At 50.8% G+C, this 5,667-nt stretch carries 5 protein-coding genes; all 5 read right to left on the reverse strand.

The window, feature by feature from the left end; genetic code table 11:
- The coding region (locus JX312_RS08390; protein WP_204457684.1) for an Rnase Y domain-containing protein at positions 1-825 on the reverse strand (825 nt) is incomplete at its 3' end.
- 151 nt (positions 826-976) lie between these two features.
- Entirely contained in the window at positions 977-1,237 is a 261-nt protein-coding gene (locus JX312_RS08395; protein ID WP_204457685.1) for a cell division protein ZapA, read from the reverse strand.
- A 23-nt stretch (positions 1,238-1,260) separates the two neighbouring features.
- Positions 1,261-1,554 carry a hypothetical protein gene (locus tag JX312_RS08400; RefSeq protein WP_123406998.1) on the reverse strand — a complete coding sequence of 98 codons (294 nt, stop codon included), beginning with the start codon at positions 1,552-1,554 and terminating at the stop codon, positions 1,261-1,263.
- 93 nt (positions 1,555-1,647) lie between these two features.
- Positions 1,648-3,738: a glycoside hydrolase family 127 protein gene (locus tag JX312_RS08405; RefSeq protein WP_204457686.1), complete on the reverse strand. Its 2,091-nt coding sequence runs from the start codon at positions 3,736-3,738 to the stop codon at positions 1,648-1,650.
- Positions 3,739-3,762: 24 nt separating this feature from the next.
- A partial coding sequence (locus tag JX312_RS08410; RefSeq protein WP_204457687.1) for a putative LPS assembly protein LptD occupies positions 3,763-5,667 on the reverse strand: 1,905 nt, incomplete at its 5' end.

The raw sequence follows: 5,667 nt of genomic DNA on the forward strand, positions 1-5,667 counted from the left end.
TGCCGGATGTATGCGTCCGTCAACCACGAGCTGGTGAAGCGCGAGGCGTGCAATCTCCCGGCGCACCGGATCGAAGCCGGAAAGCACGATAGCCTCGGGGGTGTCATCGACAATGATTTCTATGCCGGTAGCCGCTTCAAGGGCACGGATGTTGCGTCCTTCGCGACCGATTATGCGACCTTTTATCTCGTCGTTGTCAATGTGGAACACAGTCACCGAGTTCTCGACGGCAGCTTCTGTGGCTACACGCTGTATGGACTGTATCACGATTCTTTTAGCCTCTTTTGTAGCGGTCATGCGTGCGTCATCCATGATGTCGTTGATGTAGCCAGCCGCGGCAGTCTTTGCCTCATCCTTCAGCGACTCCACGAGTTTCTCTTTAGCCTCGTCGGCGGAAAGTCCGGATATGCGCTCAAGTTCGTCAGTAATCTGGCGGTGGAGGTGTTCGACCTCGTTCTGGCGCGACTCGATCACAGCCTCGCGGTTGTCGAGGTTGCTCTTGAGAGTGTCAAGTTCCTTCTTGCGGCGGTTGTTTTCGTTCTGCTGCTGGTTGAGTTGCATCTCGCGCTGCTTGTTGCGGGCTTCCGCCGCCTGCGCTTTCTGCATCCGCTGCCCTGCGTTGCGTTCCGCCTCACCGAGGATTTTCATCTCCTCTTCTTTAGCCTGAAGGATTCTTTTCTCCTTTATCACCTCTGCCTCGCGGTTTGCGTCTTCAAGAATAGAGTTGGCGCGGGAGGAGGCGTTCTTTTTGCTGATCACGGCTGCCGCCACATAACCTATTATGGCAGCTGCCGCCGCAATTATGATCCATATTGCTGTTTCCATGCGTATGTAGTTGTATTATATAGTTGTTTATAAATCGGTTGTCATTCAGAAACTGTTTTTGACAGTTTCCTGATCAAAGACATCCTTCCGGCATTTCAGCCGACAATACGCAATAGTATGAATCGGGAAAACAGAGACAGAGTAAAACGTTTTAATCCAATAAGTCTTCCATCTTGCCGAGACATTCCTCGGCTTTCAGGAAAGCTTCCTGATATCTGACGGTCAGCTCCTTATAATGGGATGCATACTGATAGACCATCATTGCGAGAAGACCCTTGTCGGAGCGTTTCGGGAAAGAGCGGCGCCATGTGGCATAAAGTGTGTTGATTTCCTCTTCAACGCTTCGGGTAAGTTCCTGGTTCTGGAACGGGACGGTAAGCCTGATCGGCTCGCCGCCTATTTTGATTTCCATATTTATCTTATCCTGATCCTTCATCATTCCTTGAGCATTTCGATGCATCGGTCGATGTTTCTGATCAATCCGGCAATGATCCGCCGAGTCTCAACGAGTGTGTCGGGGTTTTCTGCCAATCTGTAGGAAACGCTGAGATACTCTGCGTCAAGCAAGGCTTTGTCTCTAATTTCGAGAGCTTCCGCCTCTTTGCGACGCAAATCGGCGTTTTCCTCTTCCAGCTCCCTGTTTCTTTTCCGCAGGGATTCCATTTCAGCGCGGAGCTCTTCCTGACGAGCCTCCAGCCTCTCAAGGACGCTTAGAAGGGATTGTGCCATCAATGCCAAATTTCCACAAAGGTATTAAAAAAAACTCACATATGCAAGGGAATTTTCGCCAACTATCAGCAGTCTCGATTCTTTTTCTTTCCGCTATCTGCTGCTGAAAAGGCGTGACGCTGTTTTCATCCATACGGACATGTATGAACGGCCGCGATGACTCCATGCGTAATATGGTATGAGTGTGAGCGTATTGTCGGATAGAGAGATGCGTCCGTCAGCGTCTGTATTCATCACCTGTACGGGGATTGCCAGCTCCACGATGCCGTTGAATCTGTCCGGACGGAGAGTGGCGGAGATTTCCGGATGTGCAGGCACTATCACCGAATGTATGTCGAAATCATTTTCAAAAGCATCCGCGCTTTCTGAGCGACCATCGCCGGCAGCGGTGAAGAAGCCGTTGCCCTCATTGGGGTTGCCGGCTGCTGGGTAGGGACTGCCGGAATGGTTTGTCACCGCTCCTTCAGCGCAATATACCAGCGGTCCGCGTTCTATTGCCACAAGTTTGTTGTCAGCCTCTACCTCGTCTCTTGCCTTGACTATGCGCGGTTCCATGTCGAGATGCAGTTCCACTCTGTCGCCTTTCTTCCATTTGCGGCTGATTGTGTAATATCCGTCGGCGGTGAGTTCCCCGTCTGCGCTTTTGCCGTTAAGCATCACACTGAAGTCCGGTGTCTTGCCATCTATATATGAATAGAGGTCGCCGGGTACCGGGTTGTTGCGCACCCATCCCGGGATTCGCAGTTTGAGGGAGAATGCACCCTTGCTGTTTTTGCCAATTGAAAGGTATATGTGTCCGTCAAGAGGATAAGAAGCCGTTTGGGTAAGGGTCACATCCTTGCCTCCGACATTCAGATCGGCAGAGTTCGACATGAATAGGTTCACATATAGATTATCGCCTTCAGAGGCGTATACATATCCGGGAATCGAGGGGATGAATCTGGAGATGTTTGAAGGACAGCATGCGCATCCGAACCAGGGCTTGCGCTCGTGGTCGCCATATGAAGCGAGAGGGTTGGGGTAGAAGAAACTGCCGCCGTCAAGTGCGACTCCCGAGATGAGACCGTTGTAGAGAGTGCGTTCAAGTACATCGTAATATTTTGACTCACCGTGCAGAAGAAATAGCCGGTGGTTTACGTACACATTGCCTATTGCCGCGCAGGTCTCGCAATAGGCGGTGTGGTTGGGCAGCTCGTAGTTGGCGCCGAAAGCCTCGCCGTGGCGAGTGGCTCCGATACCACCCGTTATATAATATTTCTTACGTGTGATGTTTTCCCAGATACGGTCAATTGCCTTTATATAGGCTGAATCGCCTGTGAGAGCGGCGACATCAGCCATGCCGGCATACATGTATGCGGCACGGACTGCGTGACCCACAGCCTCGTTCTGTTCCGTCACCGGTTTGTGTGCCTGACTGTAGCTGTCGGTGCGCGAGGTGTGTCCTCGTTTGTCCAGGAAATATCTTGCCTGGTCAAGATATTTTTTTTCACCGGTAACGAGATAAAGTCTGGCGAGTGCCATTTCTGCGATCTGATGACCCGGCACGCGGCGGACCTGTCCCGGACCGTCGCCGATCTCGCGGCAGACGCAGTCGGCATAGCGGATCGCTATATCAAGGAAATTCCTTTTTCCTGTTGCCTGATAGTGGGCTATGGCACCCTCGACCATGTGACCGAGGTTGTAGAACTCATGACTCAGTTCCTCAACCTTTTCCCAGCGTCTTGATCCAGCCCATGGGTGAGGATGGCGCGGGTTCATGGTGCGGCATGTGTTGAGATATCCGTCAGGTTCCTGCGCAGCCGCCACGATTGCAAGCACGCTGTCAATATAGTTTTCAAGGCGTTTGTCGGGATATGTCTGCAGCAGATAGCTGGCACCCTCGATGGTCTTGTAGACATCAGTGTCGTCAAAAGAAAAACCTTCGACCTTGTAATCGTCGGAAGGATTTGCCGCCTTTCTGAAATTTTCGTAGCGTCCTGATTCCTCGCATTTGCCAAAAGCGAGCGGGATGGTGGTCTCGCGGCTGGCTTTCAGCCGCTGTCCCCAGAAACTGTCAGTGACCTTCACCTTGGTGAAAGACACGGGATTGATGGGATAGCCGTGGCTGTCGGCTGAAGGGGACAGTTTTGCCGTGGCTGTGAATGCGACAGCCAGAATCGCGGATGCGGTTAGAAATTTTTTCATGGGTATATTGTTAACAGTGAATTGTCAATACCAACGAATGTTGTTTGAGCCTTGCGAGCGCTTGTCGTATTTGAGGTCTTTCAGCAACGATGACTTGACCGCTATGTGGAAGTTGTAGGATTTATACGGACCCATAGGAACGAAAGACGCTGTCATGGTGAAGCAGTGGAGGTCTCGTGAAACGGAACAGTTCATGTAGGCTATCTTCTTAAGATCGAAATTATAGGATGCCGAGAATGAGAAGTTCCAGTTTTTTGTGGGGCGTATGTTGCCGCTGAAAGAGAGGTTCTGCGTCCATCTCCCTTTGTAGTCCATTTTTACTTTGTCAAATTCGCCGTATCCGTAGCTTACGGAGTAGTTCACCGAAAGACTCCACGGGCAGTCCCATTTGGCGTATCCGTCGGCATCGCTGCTTTCATCGTTATCGCCTGTCTTGTTGCGCCTTCTTGATTCTGCGCGGTTTGAGAAGCTGTCTTCTTCTGTGGGTTCGTCATCTTCTCCGTCGGTTCCCGATGTGTCTTTCTCCTCTTTCTTTTTGCGCTTGAAAGTGTCGTTGTTGAAAGTATAGGAGAAAGATGTTCCTGTTGAAGAGAGTTTGTAGAAACCCTTCCCCTCCTGCCAGCGGAAACGGTTCACCTGTCTCGGACTTCCGTTTGCGTCAAGTTTGTATACATAAGGATCCCATGTCGCCGAGAGGTTGAGGTTGAAGTTTTTGACAAGTCTCAGCATTATGGATGTCTGCAACGGACTGAGTCTTAAAGAGTCTGCGGCGAAATTATAGCTTGAGCTTAACGACAGGTTCTCGATAAGCGATATTTTCCTGGAGCCTGTGGAGTCGTTTTCGTCTTTGACCTTCATCTCAAGGTTGTTGGAAAGGTTGAAAGAGAGCGAACCGCTTTTACCTCTTCCCGGCACGCCGAATATGCCGTGGGAGAAATATGAATAGTCGACGCGACGGTTGTTTCCCGCCTGGTCTGTATATTCATAAAAATCGTAATATTTCCACATCGGATTTCCGAAGTCTGGAGCCCAGTTGAAGGAGAGCGTGGGGGTGATGACATGACGTATCATCTGGACCTTGTCGCCGAGGAACTTCATAGGCTTGTAGAAACCGTAGACTTTAGTGTCAAAAGCCAGCGAGGTGTTGAAGTCGAAGATATTGTAGAAGCCGTGTATCGTGTCCTGTATCTCGCGAGAAGCCTGTGTGTCCCACTGGCGGCGGATTTTTGACGTGTACATTCGGTCGTTCATGGATATGGAGGGGGAGATGTTGATGTAATTGAACATAGAGAAGGTTGCGCTCACAGGGACAGAGTGTCGCATGCCGTTGCGCCAGTCCTTGATGAGACTTTTCTTGAAGAAAACGTTCTGCTGGGCTGTGAGGGAGTTCTGGAACTGACCGGAATATGAGAGCTTGATTTTTTCATACCATCGCTCGCCACCCACGGATTTCTTGCGTTTGAAGGGTGCTATCTGCGACATTGTGACCGTCAGGTTCGGGAATGATACCGCCAGAGTGGAGTCTTGCGAACGCTGGGCTATGTTTGCCGTAGCCGAGAAACTCCATTTGGAGCCGGGACGGCGGTAGGTTGCGTTGACTGTAGAAGACTTTGTGTTTTCCGTGAAGTTCTGGTTGTAATATGAATTAAGGTCGTTGCGCGAATATCCGGAAGTGGCGAAGTTGACAGATGCCGAGAAATTGAGCGCGGGGTTTGCCTTGGCATCCTGCTGGTGGCTCCATATGACCTGGAAGTTCTGCATCTTCGAATAATCTGGCGACCCTTTGTCTCCGCTGATGGTGGTGAGGAAAGAGATATCGAACGAACCGCGGAACTTGTAGCGTTTCACGTAAGATGAGTGAGCGGAAATGCCCCATGAGCCTTTTGTGTAGATCTCGCCGCGCAGAGCAAGATCCACGTTGTCGTTGAT

This window comes from Barnesiella sp. CU968 (assembly GCF_905219685.1).
Taxonomy (GTDB): domain Bacteria; phylum Bacteroidota; class Bacteroidia; order Bacteroidales; family Muribaculaceae; genus Lepagella; species Lepagella muris_A.

What these genes read in the sequence shown, in the direction of transcription:
- JX312_RS08400 (WP_123406998.1), bottom strand. Translation starts at nt 1,554, where the DNA reads ATGGCACAATCCCTTCTAAGCGTCCTTGAGAGGCTGGAGGCTCGTCAG.
- JX312_RS08405 (WP_204457686.1), bottom strand. Translation starts at nt 3,738, where the DNA reads ATGAAAAAATTTCTAACCGCATCCGCGATTCTGGCTGTCGCATTCACA.
- JX312_RS08395 (WP_204457685.1), bottom strand. Translation starts at nt 1,237, where the DNA reads ATGGAAATCAAAATAGGCGGCGAGCCGATCAGGCTTACCGTCCCGTTC.